Below are 15969 nucleotides of genomic sequence, written 5' to 3' on the forward strand. Positions count from 1 at the left end.
AAATCATTTAATCCCGTAATCTTAGCGCATCGGCAGCAGTGCGCTGGTTGTCTGCCGTAACTGGCGTGGCAGGCCATCACCATGCTGAAAGACGGTGCGCGCGGCAAAGGCGATTTTCCTCATCCGGTTCAGCGGATTAGCGGCCAGTCGCCGCTATGGGATTGGGCCGAAGTCGCTCAATGGCTGGAGGGTTGCGGCAGAATCGCGGCAGATTCCGGGCTGGTGGCGAATGCCAGTGAACTGAACAGCCGGAACCTGGCGCTCCGGATCCGCGCTGGCGGCGAGCAGGCCAGCGTCGCCAGCGTCGCCAGCGCCTGTATCTCCCCGAGCACCCGGAAGAGCAACTGCTGGCCGCAGCTTAACCGACGGGCGTTTTCGCCGCCCGCAGCCATATCCCCTGTCACTGCCCGATCAGCCGCTCCTGCAAGCCACTACGCCGCTGCGTACGCATTTTCACCGCTTTACTCCACACGTTATTATCGGCGTATAGCGTCAGGTGGCGGCGCGCACGTGTGATGGCGGTATAAACCAGTTCACGGGTCAGCACCGGCAGAAAATGATTGGGTAACACCAGGGCGGTATGTTCAAACTCCGATCCCTGAGATTTATGCACCGTCATGGCGAAAGCCGTATCGTGCGGCGGTAAACGACTGGGCTGCACCGCTTTGATGCTGCCATCCGGCAGCGAAAAGAACACCTTTAAGTTGTTCTCTTCATCACGCAGCGCAATGCCAACATCACCATTAAACAGCCCCAGAGTGCGGTCATTGCGGGCAATCATCACCGGGCGGCCGGCATACCATTTACCGCTGGCCGCTGGCGGCCGCTGGATCAGTCCTTTCTGTTGCAGCATCAGCTCGATGCGATCGTTTAATCCCACCACGCCAAACGGCCCTTCACGCAGCGCACAGAGTAACTGGTAGCGCGCAAACGCCGCCATCACCTGCTGGGCCGGCGCCTGCTGTGCCACCAGTTGCAGCCAGGGGCGATAACCGGCCACACAGTCGCTTAACAGCTGTTGATACTGTTCCGCGCTGGCAAGCGGGTGGCGTGCAATATCAGTGAATCCGGCGGCAAATACCGCATCGGCGCGTCGCAGATCGCCGGCATTTACCGCCAGCGCCAGCTGACCGATCCCCGACTTCTGGTCAAAACGGTAACTTTTGCGCAGCAGGCAAATACTGTCGCGCACTGCGGAAGCCTGTTCATCATGCCGTCCCGCAACCTGGCAGCCGGTCAGCTGCGTCAGTTGTTGCGCGCGCGCCACGCTATAACCGGCTTCGGCGCAGCGACAGATATCCCCCAATACCGCCCCGGCTTCCACCGACGCCAGCTGATCGCGGTCGCCGAGGAAAATCACCCGTGCCTGCTTTGGCAGTGCGGCAATCAGATTCGCCATCATCGGTAAATCCACCATCGACGCCTCATCCACCACCAGCACATCAAGATGCAGCGGATTGGCCGCGTGATAGCGCATGCGCAGACTGTCAGGCTGCGCCCCCAAGAGACGGTGCAGAGTGGTGGCTTCAGCCGGAAATTTTTGCTGCTCTTCACTGCTCAACCCGAGGTCTGGCAGCACTTTGCCCAGCGATTCGGTCAGACGCGCCGCCGCTTTACCCGTCGGCGCGGCTAGCTGGATGCGCAGCGCGCCAGGGGTCAGACGGATCAGGGCCGCCAGTAATTTTGCCACCGTGGTGGTTTTCCCGGTGCCGGGACCACCGGAGATCACCGAGATCTTGCGGGTGATCGCCACCGCAGCGGCCACCTTCTGCCAGTCTTCCGGCTGCTGACCAAAGAGCTGATCCAGCACCGCACGCAGCACGCTGCTATCAGCAACCTCAGCCACAGGCTCGGTAGCGATAAATTCCGCCACCTTACCCTCCCCCTGCCACATCCGGTTGAGATATAACCGCTGCTGATGCAATACCAGCGGCGTAGCAAGTGAGCCATCGCTTACCGCTGCACTGTTTAATAACAGAGTCTGCCAGTCATCCGGTGCGCCAGCGGCCTGCCAGATTGCCGCCGCCAGTTCCGGGTGACGACCGGCAAACAACGCAGATTCCGTCAGTTGGGCGAGCGGCAGACAGACATGGCCTTCGCCAGCTTCCGCGCTGATCCAGGCGGCCGCCAGCATCAGCGCAGGCTGTGACTCGTCGGCCAGCATATGGGCGAATTGCACATCCAGCGTGCGCATCAGCCGTTTTTCCACCGCCTGGCGCAATAGCCCGATTAACATGCCGCCTCCCCTGTACTGCCGGCAAACAGCTGATCCAGCTCGCTAACAAACTCCAGCGATGGGCGGGTGCGAAACACGCCATTCTCACTGGCGCTGCCATCAACGCCGCGTAGAAAAAGATACAGCACGCCGCCAAAATGGCGCTGATAGTCATAATCCGCCAGCCGGTGACGCAGATAGCGGTGCAGCGCCAGCGTATACAGCTGATACTGCAAATCGTAGCGATGAGCGATCATCGCCTGCTCCATGGCTTCCGGCGTATAGGCCGCACTCTCTTCGCCCAGCCAGTTTGATTTGTAGTCCAGCAGATAGTATTTACCCTGCCAGCAGAATACCAGGTCGATAAACCCTTTCAGCATGCCGCGCACCTGATGAAAACTTAACGCCGGCGCGCGTGCCGATAACCGATCGTACTTTCGCAGCAGTTTATCCAGCCCGGACGCCGTAAGCAGAGCACCGATAGGCAGATAAAACTGTAACTCCACCTGCTTGTGTTGCGGTTGCAACTGACTGAGGCTGACGCCGCTTTCATCCAGCGGCGTATTAAGGATGCGGTTAACCCACTGTTCCAACACCGGCAACCACATCTGGTCGTAACCCTGCTGCTGCAATTGCTGCTGTAACCACTCTGCTGGCAACGGCTGGGTAAAATCAATATTTTCAAACAGGCTGTGCAAAAAGGTTCCCGGCGATGCCCCACGCGGAAAGCTGTGTGGGGTAAGTGCTTGCTCACTTACCTGACCTGCTTCCCCGGCGGCATCCACATCAAAACGCGGCACCAGATCCAGCGCCATCGCCGGACCATGCTGCTGTAAGCCGGAATAGCTGGTTACGCGCCACTCATCCCGCAGCGTACGGGTAATCTGCCGGCTACTAAGCTGCTGCGGTTGCGGCTCTTCTGGTTGCCATGCGCGGTGATCGCTGGTCCCGGCGCAGGTCAGCGCAATTGCTTCACTGCTCAGCTGCTGCAGAAAAGTAAGCAACTGCTCACTATCAGCCTCCTCGCCGCGCTGTAGTAAAAAACCAACGGCGCTTTTATGCAGATCGCTGCCGCCCTCTTTCTTGCGATTACCTTTTACCAGCGGCGCAATACCGATACTGCAGTGCCAGACTGAGCGGGTCAGCGCCACATACAGCAGGCGTAAATCTTCCGCCAGCCGCTCCTGCTCAGCTAACTGCTGGCTCTCGTCATCCCCCTGCAGATCGAGCAATGCCTGAAAGGTGTGACGATCGTGGTAAATGCCCTGTGCGGCCTCGCGGAAATTAGCCACAAACGGCAGCCATACCAGTGCATACTCCAGCCCTTTCGATTTGTGAATGGTGACAATCTGTACCAGATGACGATCGCTTTCGAGCCGCAGCTGCTGGCTGGCCGCCTGACTGTTGGGTTGCGCTATCTGTTGCGCCAGCCAGCGCACCAGCGCAGGTTCACTGTCGAGCTGGGAAGCGGCCTCCTGCAACAGTTCCCCCAGGTGCAGTAAGTCGGTCAGACGACGCTCGCCGCTGGAAGAGAGCAGCAGATTTTCACCGATATGACGTTTCACCATCAGTTCGCGCAGCATCGGCAAGACGCCGCGTTTCAGCCACAGCTGGCGATAGTCAGCAAACTCATCCACCAGCTGGTTCCAGGCGCGCTCATCCTGGCTCAGCGCATCAAGGGTAGGCGCATCAAGGCCAAGAATGCTGGTCGCCAGCGCGCTGCGTAAGGTACGTTCCTGTTCTGGCGCCAGTACCGCCTGGAGCAGCCATAAGAGTTCACGCGCTTCCGGGGTGGTAAACACGCTCTCACGATTGGAAAGGTAGACTGAAGGGATATTGAGGCCATTGAGCGCCTCACGCATCACCGCCGCTTCGCCATAGCTGCGCACCAGGATGGTGATATCCGAAGCCTGCACCGGGCGCATCTCCTCGCCTTTGCCGATCAACGCCGTTCCCTGCTGGCCGGCGGTCAGCCAGTGACAGATCTCCGCCGCGCACTGACGCGCCATAAACTGCTGATACTCACTGACGCCCACCCCGCTACCCGGCTGTAACCAGAAACGCAGCGCCGGTTGTTGCTGCCCATCGATAGTAAAGCGCAGCGCCGCATTAGCAGGCGCAGCCTGCACCGGCAGAAACGGGATCTGCTGAAACAGAAAAGGGTTATCCAGCCGGGTGAATAGCTGATTAACGCTTGCAATCATCGGCGGAGATGAGCGCCAGTTGGTGTCCAGCGTATAGTGCGCGCTCACTTCGGAACGCGCCTTCATATAGGTAAAAATATCGGCGCCGCGAAAGGCATAGATGGCCTGTTTCGGGTCGCCAATCAGTAATAGCGCGCTTTCCGGCTGGCCGACATACAGCGTGCGGAAAATACGGTATTGCTGTGGATCGGTATCCTGAAACTCATCGATTAACGCCACCGGATAACGGTTACGAATGGTACTGGCCAGCAGCGGACCCGCGGGCTGCTGCAGCGCCTCGTCAAAACGGCTGAGCAGATCGTCAAAGCCCAGCTGCGCGCGCAGTCGTTTTTCCTGACGCGTGGCAAAGCGGATCTCTTGCAGGGCGCGGGCAATCACCAGGTCGCGCAGCGACAGCGGTTGCGCAAGAAACTGTTCAATCGCCGCAAACAGTGCGTGCTGCGGCGCCTCACCTTTTTTGGTCTTATCCGTCAGCGTACTCTGCGTAAAACGCTCCAGATCCTTTGGCAGGCTGTAGCTCTCCGTCTGTTCCTGCGCCCACTGGCCGATTTTTTCCAGCCAGTTCGGCAGATGTTTGCTGCTGTAGCTGCGCTTATCAACGCCGGAGTCGGCGATCAGCGCCAGCAGCTCCGGCGCCGCCTGACGCCATTGCGCTTTCAGCCGATCGATACGCGCAATCAGTCTGGCATGACGTTCACTCAGGGTTTCATCCAGCGCCGGGGGATATTTCAGCGTTGGCGACTCACCCTGCAACCAGGGCGACAGCGTCGACAGCAAAGCGTCCGGTCCGCTCCATTCCGCGGCAATCACCCGGGCAATCGCCAGCGGCAGCGGATAGCAGTGGCGGCGCCAGAAATCGGCGGTCGCCTGCCGCCGCAGCGTATGTTCATCCTCGATAAGTTGCTGTTCGAATAGCATGCCGGATTCAAATGCATTGAGATTCAGCATACGCTGGCAAAAACCATGAATGGTGAAGATAGCGGCTTCATCCATTTGCCGTTCCGCCGCCAGCAGCATTGACGCCGCCTGTGGCAGATCGTCGATCTGCAGCAGCAGCTGTTTCAGCACCGGATTGTCAGTCACGCGGCGCACGCAGGCGATGCGCAGCTGATGGATATTGCTACGAATACGTCCGCGCAGCTCGGCGGTGGCGGCTTCGGTAAAGGTCACCACCAGGATCTCTTCTACCGACAGCGGGCGCGGAAAAGCAGCCTGCTGCCCCAGACCCAGCAACAGACGCAGATAGAGCACACCGATGGTAAAGGTTTTACCGGTTCCCGCAGAGGCTTCAATCAACCGTTCGCCAGCCAGTGGCAGAGTTAACGGATCGAGCCGTTGCGGAATCGGATTAGTCATTTTTTCTCACTCTTTACCGGTAAAGATTGCTGCAAACTGGAGACATTTTCCCAGGTTTTAAAGCCCTCAGCTTGCGCATATTCTGCTTTTTCATGCTGCGTCCCGGAAATTTGCGACATTAGCGCCAGACCCTGCTGTTTTATTACCGCATTGTGGAAGAAGTCCGCCAGCCCTTCAGGCGTCAGTTGTTGGACCTGCTCAATGACTTTTTCACGCGTGTCGAAACGGTAGTTTTCCCGGTCAAAATCTTTGGTAAAGCGCCCGGCTTCCTCATCAAGCGTCTGTGGCCGCTGTTTCAGTTCGTTAATCATCGCCAGCTGATACTGGGCAAAATCCTCTTTGCTCATCGCGCGCAGGCGTTTTTCCGCCGTTGGGTAGAATGCCTGATAGCGCTGTAACAAAAAGGCCGGCTGCTTGCTGTTGCTCTGCAACAGGAAACCAATGCCCCACTGACGCCCAACCGGCATCTGGAAAGCAAACACCGCATAGCCAAGCTGCTCTTCGGTTCGTAACTGATTGTAGAACCACGGCTGCACAATCTGGCTCAACATCGCACTGCTGGCAAGGCTTTGATACTCAGCATAGCCGAGCGGAACATACACCGCCGCCAGCGCCGAGTCCGTGCTGCTGCCGGTCTTTTCAATATTTGCCAGCACCGGCTGTTCAATGGCGACATACTCACTGTGCCACCAGCTTTCACCGCTGCACTGCAGTTGCGCACGTACATCGCGCGCCAGAGAGCTGACCGCGTCGGCGGTCATATTCCCCACCACCAGCATTTCCGGCGTGGCTTTTTCCAGCAACTGCTTACGGTAGTCAAGCAGCTCCTGCAGCGTAATCGACGGCAGTAGCGCACGACGCGTGCCGCGTTCGCTATAAGGCAGTTGTGATAGCATCTGTACCGGCTGAATCGCCTGCTCGAATGCCTTACCTTTATCCGCGGAATCCAGGCGTTCGGCATACCACGACTTCGCCTGCTCCAGCTGAGCATCATCGGGGGTAAAACTGGCGTAACCAGCCAGTAAAGTGCTCAGCAGTTTGGGTAACCGCTGGGTGAAACCGCTGGCGCTAAACATAACGCCATCGTCCTCACTGGTGGAGAAGCTAATGCCCCCTACCGATGCCTGCGAACTGAGTTCATCAAGCGCCACCCCGGCCAGGTAATCATTTAGCGCAAACAGCACCTGGTTGCGTGCGCCGCTCATCGCGGCTTTATTGCGCAGCGCCAGCGTGATATTCGCTTTTGGCTCATCGGCATAGTACTGGCTGGGCATATAAAACACGCGCAAACCAGGTTCATTGATCAACGGTTGCGGATGGTCCCGGCGTTCACTGCCAGCCGGGATCAGAGTGAAATCGTCCGGAATATAGGGATTGAGCACCGGCATTGACAGCTGAATATCAGCGCTGAGTTTCTGCCAGTCGGCAAAGCGCTGCGCGCTGATTTTATCCACCTGATACGGCGCTTCAACAAAGTAGGCGATTTTATTATGCGGCTCATTGGGGCTGATATACCAGATCCGCGCATTTTCTGGCGTCAGGCCCTGCAGACGGTGTTCAATCGCCGGCGCATCATACTGATCGGCGATGTAAGGCGCATCCAGCGTATGCTCTACCGGCACCCGTAACATGGTATCCACCAGCCATTCGATATAGTCCATATTGCGGGTGAGCGAAGGGTAACGGTAATCGAGATCCAGCACATGCGCGACTTCATCAAAGTAACGTTTATCAACGCCCCCCTGGCGCAGCAGATTAAGGTAGCTGAATACCGCGGCGACAACCTGATCGCGATTCTCCAGCCCTTTATCGGTGAGCGACACCGAGATAGAGAAAATGCCGCCATTGCGGTCGATCACTGGATCGGCACCGGCACTGATGGAGTCCGCCAGGCCACGTTTCTGTAGCCAGTCCGACAGCGTGTTTTTGCTGCGATTACCGATCAGATAGCCGAGCAGGGTATCGGTTTTACTGCGGAATTTGTCACTGTTGTTCCCGATGCGGAATTCAATTTTTAGCTGCTTACGCGGCTGCGCCGGCACATAGTGAATGATAATGCCTTTCTGCTGTTCGGTTGCCGCCGGTACGCTAATCTCCGGCACGGTCGCCTGACGATTTGCTACGCGGCCAAAGGTATTCGCTGCAATCCGCGCCATTTCGGGCAGGGGTTTATTACTGTAAATCACCGCCTTCATCAGATTAGCCGAGTAATAACGCTGATAAAAAGCGGTCAGCGCCGGATGCAGTTTACTGTCGGATTTATCACGCAGGGTTTCGAGGTTGCCGCCGGAGAAACGTGCGCCCGGATGCTGCGGGTTCAGGGTTTCCGCTCCCACCTGCGCCATTCGCAATCCGTCACGCGAACGCGCCATGGTCAGTTCCGCATTAACCGCATTACGTTCACGATCGGCATTCAGCGGATCCAGCAGGGGTTCGGCGATGGCATCCGCCAGACGATCGGTGGCCGGTTCCAGCGCATCATTTTCCACTTCAAGATAGAAGGCGGTGCGATACGAAGCGGTACTGGCATTGTGGCTGCCGCCATGTTTCTTAAGAAATTCAGCAAGATTATCAGGCTGTGGATAGCGCTTAGAACCCATCAACACCATATGTTCGAGGTAGTGCGCCAGCCCCAGTTGACTATCCGGATCTTCCAGCGAACCGACCGGCACCGCCAGCGCGGTTAGCGACTTCGGCGCCAGCGTGTCAGACACCAGCAGTACCGTCATGCCATTTTCCAGTTTGATTGCCTGGTACTGACGCGGGTCCTTTGCGCTTTTACGTATGGTTTCAGCCATCGGCTGCCAGCCATTTGCCGCCTGCGAAACATCACTCCAGAAGGTAAAGCAAATAAACAGACTCGTGATCCAGACAACGTGCTTGCGCATTCAAACCCCTCAACAATAGCGCCTGGCGGAACAGGCTCTTAACTCTAATTTTCACCGTGCCTGTGTCAACACGGCAAATAAGTACCACCAAAAAGTAAAATCGTTACAAAGTAACACTACATGATGACCGGCCTGATGTCCGCATTGTTTACAGCTCAGGGCTGGTTATAACGCAGCAACGGCAGCAGCCAGTTCTCTGCTTCAGCGCAAATTTGCCGTACGCAATCCTCATCCAGCACGCGGAATAGCCTTTGCAGCCAGGGGTCGCTCCCCTCGCCTTCCAGCTGATAATTCCCCTGCCAGGCCTGCAACAGTTTGACCCGCGCTTTTGCCTGGCTGGCATCATCAGACAACAGAGTTTGGTTTTTTTCGTCATAACAGGCGTTCAGCCAGGCGCCACCGCTTTTTGCCAACAGTAATAGCGGTACTGACATCCCGTGGCGATAACCGGCAATAAAACGCGCCAGCCACTCTGTCGCCGCCTCCGGGGCAATGGCGTCAAAAGCCCACTGGCTCTCTTTACGTCCATACATCCGGCTGCGTCCGCCGCCACCCATCACGCAATACACCAGATGCTCCAGCCACAGCGTCAGGCCATCATTAAAATTCAGTACCCCCGGGCGCCAGCGCAGTAAACCATCATCCTGCACCTGGGGCAGCCAGCCGCTTAGCTGTACCGCGCCAATCTGCAGATTAATTTCCCGGCTTTCGCTCTGCCGGCGCTGCTGGCGAACCTGTTCAGCCAGCGTGACCATCTCGTCACGTTGCGCGCGCCAGAATAGTTCGCCAAAGGCGCCATATGGCAGATCACCGGCAGCACGATGGTAATTAAACAGCCAGTCATCATCCTGACCATCGATCAGCGCATTGAGTAACTGCGCATTAATCTGGTAGCGCCCGAGGCTGTCGAGTTCAAACGGCTCGGCATCGGGCAGTTCGGTCTCTTCAAGACTGAAGCTGACCCCCAGCCGCATGCTAAAGAAAGCGCGCACCGGATGACGCCAGAAGCGTATCAGCTGTTCGAAATTCAGCTCGCTAAGCTCCAGCGCCCCGAGCGGCTGCATAAACGGTGGGTGCGGCTCGCCGCTGCCGCTGGCAGCCGGCAGCCATTCGGCGGCAAAGCTACGGAATTCGGCATCTTCAGCGAAGTTTTCTGCGGCAAATGGCATGCGGCTGTGCAGATGTTGCAAATGTGCCTGCACCCGCTGCGCGCTGCTGTCAACATCCAGCGTTTCATCGCCGGGCAGGCAAAAACTTTGTGCTATATAATCCGTTAATTCGCTGACCAGCACCGACGGGTAACGTTCGCTATTATCCTGGATGGAACGGCCGATATAACTGATATACAGCTGCTGTTGCGCCGACAGCAGCGCTTCAAGGAATAAATAGCGGTCATCATCGCGACGGCTGCGATCGCCCTTGCGCGGCTGCTGGCTCATTAAATCAAAGCCCAGCGGCGGTAAGGTACGCGGATATACGCCGTCATTCATTCCCAGCAGGCACACCACTTTAAACGGGATGGAGCGCATCGGCATCAGGGTACAGAAATTGACCGGACCGGCGAGAAAGCGCTGGCTGATACGCTGTTGATCGAGTCGCGACGATAGCTCGTCGCGCAGCAGCGTCAGCGGTACCGCCTGCTGGTATTGCGCCTGAATACCATAGGTCACCGTCTGCTGCCACTGCTCCTCAATCAGCGCCAGCGCCGCTTCGGTATCCGCATCGCCAGCAAAGAAATCATCCAGTAGCTGGCGGCACTGCGGCAGCCACTCTTGCAGCACGCGTGGCTGTGACAGGCGCTGACGCCAGTGGTTAAGCTGCATCAACAGCTCCGCCAGGTTACCCGCCAGCTCGGCAATCAGGCCGCTGGATTCGTCATACGGTAAAATACCCTGCCAGTCGCCGGAATCACTGGCCATCGCGTAACCCAACAGCATGCGGGTGATGCCGAAGTGCCAGGTGTGCTGCCCGGTGGCTGGCAGCGCCAGCTGACGCACGTTATCGTCGTCCAGTCCCCAGCGAATACCGGACCCGGCGACCCATTGCCGCAGGCGACGCAGGTCCGGCTCATCGATATGAAAGCGTGCCGCCAGCGCCGGAACTTCCAGCAGCGCCAGCACCTCTTCGCTGGCGAAACGGCTGTCCGGCAGGCTGAGTAAGCTGAGAAATGCCTGCAACGCCGGATGAGCCTGGCTGGCGCGCCGATCGGAGATAGCAAACGGCAGATAGCGTTGCGCCGGGGCATTGCCGAACACCGCCTGAATAAACGGCGTATAGGCGTCGATATCGGCGACCATCACAATAATATCGCGCGGGGAAAGCTGCGGATGATCCGCCATCATCGCCAGCAGACGATCCTGCAAGACTTCCACTTCGCGCTGCGGGCTGTGACAGATATGCAGCGCAATCGAACGGTCATCCGGCTGTAACCGCCGCTTCTGCGCACTGCTTGCCAGCTGTTCGGCGGTGACGCCAATCACCGCCATATCGTCCAGCTCCAGCATATCGCGCTGCACCGCGTGCAGTAATGAATCCGCGCTGATATCGACAAAGGCATCAACCTCCTGCGCCTCCATCTGCGCCAGCAAAAACAGGTTATCGCGTCCTAATTTACCCCAGGAGGCCAGCAGCGGATTACTGAGTTGCTGCTCGCCTGCGGCATCAAACAGGAGTGACGCGTTATCCGCATCGCGAAACAGGCCGCTCTCGCGCGGCTGCTGAAAGTGGCGGCGACGGCGACTTTGCAACTTTGCCAGGAAACCATAGTCCTGGATATCCCCCCAGTAATGGCGACAGGGGTTGGTAAACAGCAGATGGATATCAATATGTTTGCCCAGCGCCTGCAGCGCCTGCAAATAGACCGGCGGCAAGGCCGAGATGCCGCAGATAAATACCCGATCCGGCAAGCCAGCCGGACGCTCGCTGGCTTGCTCCAGCCGGGTGATAAAACGTGAATAGAGGTTGGCACGGTGCCATTCCGGCTGCGCAAGCTGCCGGGTGTACTCCACCAGCGCCGCCCATAGCGGGGCCTGCCACTGCTGCGCCTCACCCAGCCCTTCAATCAGCTCACCTTTTTCCCAGCGGTTCAGCCAGTCAGAACGGTAAACCAGATACTGGTCAAACAGGTCGGCGACCCTCGCCGCCAGCTGAAACAGCTTACGTTTATCATCGTCATCGGTGAGATAGTGACTCAGGGCGGTAAACTGCGGGCGCGTCAGCATCTCCGGCAGCAGCGTCATCAGTTTCCAGCTCATACTGGCTTTATTGAAGGCGCTCTCTGCAGGAATGTCGGGCAGGACGCGGACAAACATCTCCCAGATAAAACTGGCGGGCAGAGGAAATTCAATATTAGCGGCAATGCCAAAATGTTCAGCCAGCGACATCTGTAACCACTGCGCCATCCCCGGACTCTGCACCAGCACCACTTCAGACTGAAAAGGATCGCGTAACGGTTGGTTTTCAATAAGATAAGCCGCCAGCGATTTCAATAAATCAAGCTGGTTGGAGTGGTAAACCGTAAACATCGTTGCTCCCGTTCAATCCTGCGAATACGCCGCGCTGGCCTTGACACTGTAACCCGGATAACCCCCGATGCAAACGCGCGATAGCGCATTTCAGGCACAACGGTGCCCCTCAGGGTTCACAGCGCAGCGTGGTCAGCCGCGCCTCACCTCCCAGCGGTCCGCTGGCCTGCGCGCTGAGTAACTGACAACCACCCGGCCCACTCTGGACCAGCAGCTGTGTCTGCCAGCCGTCAACCACATGGCCTTCAATGCGCTGTGCGGCGTAACGCCAGGCCTGACGCTGCTGCCACTGTCGGGCAAAACCTTCGGTCAGTACCCGCTGATAGTGCAACAGCGCGGTTAAACTAAGGCTAAATAGCAGCAGCGCCAGTATCACTTCCGGCAGGCTGAAGCCCCGCTGCCGCTTAGCGCGCATCGGGCGCGCACTCCGCCAGCCGGGCCAGCGGACAGAAATCAATCCAGCCATGAGCCAGCGGACGCACCCCAGGTTCGTCTGGATCCGCCTGCACCCACTGCCAGAGTGCCAGCGCGGGAAGCGCAGAGCCACGATGCTCGCCGCGCAGTAATCCGCGCGCTGGCTCAACGCGATGCAGGCAGGCGCGCCACTGCTGTTGCGGCTCAGTCTGACACTGCCAGCCGTGGCTTGCCGGCCAGGAGAGTTTGCTGCCCCAGGCCAGCGCCGCCTGCGCGGCATAAAAATCGATAATATGCTGCCGTTCGTGCGCCACCAGCGTTAACGCCGACGCCAGCTGCTGGCGCGTAGCATTCAATAGCGCGGTCCCCAGCAGTAGCACCACCACCACCATACTCAATACCCCACTTCCCTGTTGTCGGCTCATGGCAAATTCATTCCGCGTACCCACTGTTCCAGCACCTGTATACGCCCGGGAAATGTCGGGGTGTAAGCACTCAGGGTAAGTTTAATGATGCGGCTGTCGCGCTGTACCTGGAACCGGGTCACGATGACGCTCTGCGGGTCGGAAAGCCGCTCCCAGCCGCCGCCATCACAGCTACTGACGCCGCGCTGCATTTCCAGACTGTTATTGCGCAGGCGATAACCATAAAACTCGCTTTCCTCATCGCCGGGCGCTTCCCAGCGACCATTACTATTTTCATCCCATTGGATCAGCACGCACTGCCCGCCTGCGGCAATCTGCAGCCCTTCGCCGCCACATTGACCATGGCAGTAACCGGCGCGCCGCAGCGCTTTTTCCAGCGTCATCATCATTTGCTGCAGCTCTTCATCAAGCTGTAACTGCGCCAGCAATTGCCGATTCTGCCCCTGTAGTTGCGGCAACAGCCGCATCGCCCCCAACAGCAATACACCGCCGATCGCCATAGCGATAATCATCTCGATCAGACTGAACCCTGGCGCTCTCACTGGCAGTTATCCTGATGTTCACCGTTGCAGCGGCGAATACGCGCCCGCGCTGAAACGATAATGCGTACGGAACCCGCAGCATTAGCCAACTCAATATGACCGGCACGCGCCGCGTTACGTTTACCGTAAAAGCCCATGCCCGGCGTCAGACTCAGTACCTGCACATCAGGATGAGGGGCAATTAGTTGATCGCGGCGCCCGGTCTCACAGGCGGCGTCCGGCATAACGCCACTGCCGAGACACCAGCGATCCCCCGCTTTCAGCCACAATACCTGTTCGCTATTGTGCCAGTGAGACCAGGCGCGCAACTGATGCAGAAAGGAGTGAATCTGCTGTGCCGTCTGCGCCAGTCGTTGCTGCTGTTGCCAGCGCAACCAGCCCGCCATGCCGCTGGCAGCGAGAATGCCAACAATCACCAGTACCATAAGCAGTTCCGGCAAGGTATAGCCTTGCGTATTGTGGTTTTTCATAACCAGAGAGAGTAGCGGGCGTAACACAGGATGCCAGCGGCAGTGACGCCGTTATCGGCATGGCGCGAAATAAAACTGACGCCGTTGCCGTCAGTAACATGCCGTTTCAGAGGTGGATCGCGGATTTACCCGCGGGGGGATCGCGGGACCAGGCAGCGATGCGCGGTGGTCAGTGACTGACCACCGCGACCCGCGGTTAAATGGCTACCGGGGCTTTAATCGCCGGGTGAGGATCGTAACCCTCGATGTCAAAGTCTTCAAAACGATAATCAAAAATTGATGCGGGTTTACGCTTAATCACCAGTTTCGGTAACGGGCGTGGTTCACGCGACAGTTGCAGATCGGTCTGTTGCAGATGGTTGCTGTACAGATGGGTATCGCCACCGGTCCAGACAAAGTCACCTACCGCCAGATCGCACTGTTGCGCCACCATATGCACCAGCAACGCATAGCTGGCGATATTAAACGGCAGACCAAGAAACACGTCGCAGGAGCGCTGATACAGCTGGCAGGAGAGCTTGCCGTCAGCGACATAGAACTGGAAAAATGCGTGGCAGGGAGCCAGCGCCATCTGATCCAGTTCGCCAACATTCCATGAAGAGACAATAATACGGCGTGAGTCCGGATCCTGTTTCAGCTGCTCCAGCACTTTGCTGATCTGGTCGATCTGGCGGCCATCGGCCGCGCCCCAGCTACGCCACTGTTTGCCGTAGACCGGGCCTAAATCACCGTTTTCATCCGCCCACTCATCCCAAATTGAGACGTTGTGCTGTTTCAGATAAGCGGTATTGGTATCCCCCTGCAGGAACCATAGCAGCTCATGAATAATCGAGCGTAAATGGCAGCGCTTGGTGGTCACCAGCGGGAAGCCTTCCTGCAGGTTGAAACGCATCTGATGACCGAAAATCGACAGCGTGCCGGTTCCGGTACGATCGTTTTTCGCGGTGCCCTCAGTGAGCACCTTCTGCATTAAATCCAGATACTGTTTCATTTTTCCTCACGAAATTTGTTGCTGCGGGCGACGACGGTACGCCCAAATCATCATAATCACACCGGCCAGAATCATCGGAACCGACAGAATCTGCCCCATACTGATCACGCCATCGAACAGGCCGAGTTGCGCGTCCGGCTGGCGGAAGAACTCGACAAAGCTACGAAACGCACCATAGCCAATCAGGAACAGGCCGGAGACGGCGCCCATCGGCCGTGGTTTGCGAATAAACAGGTTGAGAATGATAAACAGCACCACCCCTTCCAGCAGCAGTTCGTACACCTGGGACGGATGACGCGGCAGCACGCCGTAGGTAGCCAGCAGCGGCTGCCATTCCGCATGCGTCGCCGCCAGTACCATATCGTCGCTGCGTGAGCCCGGAAACAGCATCGCCCATGGCAAATCAGGCGCCACGCGGCCCCAGAGTTCGCCATTGATAAAGTTGCCCAGACGACCGGCGCCGAGACCAAACGGGATCAGCGGAGCAATAAAATCCGCCACCTGGAAGAAATTGCGTTTGGTGCGGTGCGCAAACCAGAACATCACGCCGATCACACCCAGCAGACCACCATGGAATGACATACCGCCATCCCAGACTTTAAACAGATACAGCGGGTTATCGAGGAACAGCGGCATATTGTAGAACAACACATAGCCAATACGCCCACCGAGGAACACGCCGAGGAAACCGGCATACAGCAGGTTTTCAACTTCATCTTTCGTCCAGCCGCTGCCTGGTTTATTGGCCCGGCGTACCGCCAGCCACATGGCAAAGACAAAACCCACCAGATACATCAAGCCGTACCAGTGAAGAGAAACCGGCCCGATAGAGAAGATCACCGGGTCGAATTGAGGGAACGTCAGGTAGCCGTTATTCATCTTTCACCATAAAATTTTCTGCCCCGAACGATGGGCGGCTGAATGATTACACCAGTGCGCA

The 15969-nt window shown here is 57.7% G+C and carries 11 protein-coding genes; all 11 read right to left on the bottom strand.

The window, feature by feature from the left end:
• Positions 1–176: 176 nt before the first annotated feature.
• The 11 genes from JWF83_RS23805 to lgt all read right to left on the bottom strand — a co-directional run bounded on the left by JWF83_RS23805 (position 177) and on the right by lgt (position 15908).
• Positions 177–392, bottom strand: a complete 216-nt coding sequence (locus tag JWF83_RS23805; protein ID WP_413652976.1) for a hypothetical protein — start codon at positions 390–392, stop codon at positions 177–179.
• Positions 393–400: 8 nt separating this feature from the next.
• Positions 401–2236 carry an exodeoxyribonuclease V subunit alpha gene (gene recD / locus JWF83_RS23810; protein WP_413652977.1) on the bottom strand — a complete coding sequence of 612 codons (1836 nt, stop codon included), beginning with the start codon at positions 2234–2236 and terminating at the stop codon, positions 401–403.
• Complete coding sequence (gene recB, locus JWF83_RS23815) at positions 2230–5775, bottom strand: exodeoxyribonuclease V subunit beta (RefSeq protein WP_413652978.1); 3546 nt, start codon at positions 5773–5775, stop codon at positions 2230–2232. The genes recD and recB overlap by 7 nt, the downstream gene beginning before the upstream one ends.
• Complete coding sequence (gene ptrA, locus JWF83_RS23820) at positions 5772–8663, bottom strand: pitrilysin (protein WP_413652979.1); 2892 nt, start codon at positions 8661–8663, stop codon at positions 5772–5774. The genes recB and ptrA overlap by 4 nt, the downstream gene beginning before the upstream one ends.
• A 155-nt stretch (positions 8664–8818) precedes the next feature.
• A complete protein-coding gene (recC, locus tag JWF83_RS23825; RefSeq protein WP_413652980.1) occupies positions 8819–12187 on the bottom strand; it encodes an exodeoxyribonuclease V subunit gamma in 3369 nt (1122 codons plus the stop codon).
• Positions 12188–12296: 109 nt separating this feature from the next.
• A complete protein-coding gene (locus JWF83_RS23830; protein WP_413652981.1) occupies positions 12297–12602 on the bottom strand; it encodes a prepilin-type N-terminal cleavage/methylation domain-containing protein in 306 nt (101 codons plus the stop codon).
• Positions 12592–13026 (bottom strand): DUF2509 family protein, encoded by a 435-nt coding sequence (locus JWF83_RS23835; protein ID WP_413652982.1) that lies wholly within the window; start codon positions 13024–13026, stop codon positions 12592–12594. The genes JWF83_RS23830 and JWF83_RS23835 overlap by 11 nt, the downstream gene beginning before the upstream one ends.
• Positions 13023–13574 carry a prepilin peptidase-dependent protein gene (locus JWF83_RS23840; RefSeq protein WP_413653047.1) on the bottom strand — a complete coding sequence of 184 codons (552 nt, stop codon included), beginning with the start codon at positions 13572–13574 and terminating at the stop codon, positions 13023–13025. Before JWF83_RS23840 ends, JWF83_RS23835 begins: the two co-directional genes overlap by 4 nt.
• The gene (locus JWF83_RS23845; RefSeq protein WP_413652983.1) at positions 13565–14038 is read right to left on the bottom strand and encodes a prepilin peptidase-dependent protein; all 474 of its coding nucleotides are present in this window, start codon (positions 14036–14038) and stop codon (positions 13565–13567) included. Before JWF83_RS23845 ends, JWF83_RS23840 begins: the two co-directional genes overlap by 10 nt.
• A 196-nt stretch (positions 14039–14234) precedes the next feature.
• Positions 14235–15029 carry a thymidylate synthase gene (gene thyA, locus JWF83_RS23850; RefSeq protein ID WP_413652984.1) on the bottom strand — a complete coding sequence of 265 codons (795 nt, stop codon included), beginning with the start codon at positions 15027–15029 and terminating at the stop codon, positions 14235–14237.
• A 6-nt stretch (positions 15030–15035) separates the two neighbouring features.
• Complete coding sequence (lgt, locus tag JWF83_RS23855; protein WP_413652985.1) at positions 15036–15908, bottom strand: prolipoprotein diacylglyceryl transferase; 873 nt, start codon at positions 15906–15908, stop codon at positions 15036–15038.
• Positions 15909–15969: the final 61 nt, after the last annotated feature.

Origin of the sequence: Pantoea sp. B65 (assembly GCF_047308185.1) — a bacterium.
Classification (GTDB): Bacteria; Pseudomonadota; Gammaproteobacteria; order Enterobacterales; family Enterobacteriaceae; genus Erwinia.

What these genes read in the sequence shown, in the direction of transcription:
- JWF83_RS23805 (WP_413652976.1), bottom strand. Translation starts at nt 392, where the DNA reads ATGGCTGCGGGCGGCGAAAACGCCCGTCGGTTAAGCTGCGGCCAGCAG.
- recD (WP_413652977.1), bottom strand. Translation starts at nt 2,236, where the DNA reads ATGTTAATCGGGCTATTGCGCCAGGCGGTGGAAAAACGGCTGATGCGC.
- recB (WP_413652978.1), bottom strand. Translation starts at nt 5,775, where the DNA reads ATGACTAATCCGATTCCGCAACGGCTCGATCCGTTAACTCTGCCACTG.
- ptrA (WP_413652979.1), bottom strand. Translation starts at nt 8,663, where the DNA reads ATGCGCAAGCACGTTGTCTGGATCACGAGTCTGTTTATTTGCTTTACC.
- recC (WP_413652980.1), bottom strand. Translation starts at nt 12,187, where the DNA reads ATGTTTACGGTTTACCACTCCAACCAGCTTGATTTATTGAAATCGCTG.
- JWF83_RS23830 (WP_413652981.1), bottom strand. Translation starts at nt 12,602, where the DNA reads ATGCGCGCTAAGCGGCAGCGGGGCTTCAGCCTGCCGGAAGTGATACTG.
- JWF83_RS23835 (WP_413652982.1), bottom strand. Translation starts at nt 13,026, where the DNA reads ATGAGCCGACAACAGGGAAGTGGGGTATTGAGTATGGTGGTGGTGGTG.
- JWF83_RS23845 (WP_413652983.1), bottom strand. Translation starts at nt 14,038, where the DNA reads ATGAAAAACCACAATACGCAAGGCTATACCTTGCCGGAACTGCTTATG.
- thyA (WP_413652984.1), bottom strand. Translation starts at nt 15,029, where the DNA reads ATGAAACAGTATCTGGATTTAATGCAGAAGGTGCTCACTGAGGGCACC.
- lgt (WP_413652985.1), bottom strand. Translation starts at nt 15,908, where the DNA reads ATGAATAACGGCTACCTGACGTTCCCTCAATTCGACCCGGTGATCTTC.